Below are 231 nucleotides of genomic sequence, written 5' to 3'. Positions count from 1 at the left end.
GGACACGAGCGGGTCCGAGAGCCCGGCGGAGCCCCTCCCGTCCTCCGCCACGGAACGCCTCGTGTGGATCGGCACCGCAGCGATCGCCGGTGTCGCGTCGGCCGTGCTCGGCGGCGCGGTGCTGCTCGCCTGTGCGCTCGCCGCCGTCATGATCGCGACGGGTGCTGGCGCGGCGATCACCGCGATCATCACCCTAGCCTAGTCCCGGTCCCTGCTCGCCGCGCTCGTCAC

The 231-nt window shown here is 74.0% G+C and carries 1 protein-coding gene; it reads left to right on the top strand.

Translation table 11 applies throughout. The annotated features are described in order from the left end of the window. Positions 1-202 (top strand): hypothetical protein (locus tag SB773_RS35030; RefSeq protein WP_410595200.1); only part of this gene is annotated, 202 nt, incomplete at its 5' end. Positions 203-231: the final 29 nt, after the last annotated feature.

Origin of the sequence: Bacillus sp. SIMBA_074, assembly GCF_046534555.1 — a bacterium.
Taxonomy (GTDB): domain Bacteria; phylum Bacillota; class Bacilli; order Bacillales; family Bacillaceae_G; genus Bacillus_A; species Bacillus_A mycoides.
This window is presented reverse-complemented; position numbering and strand designations above follow the sequence as displayed.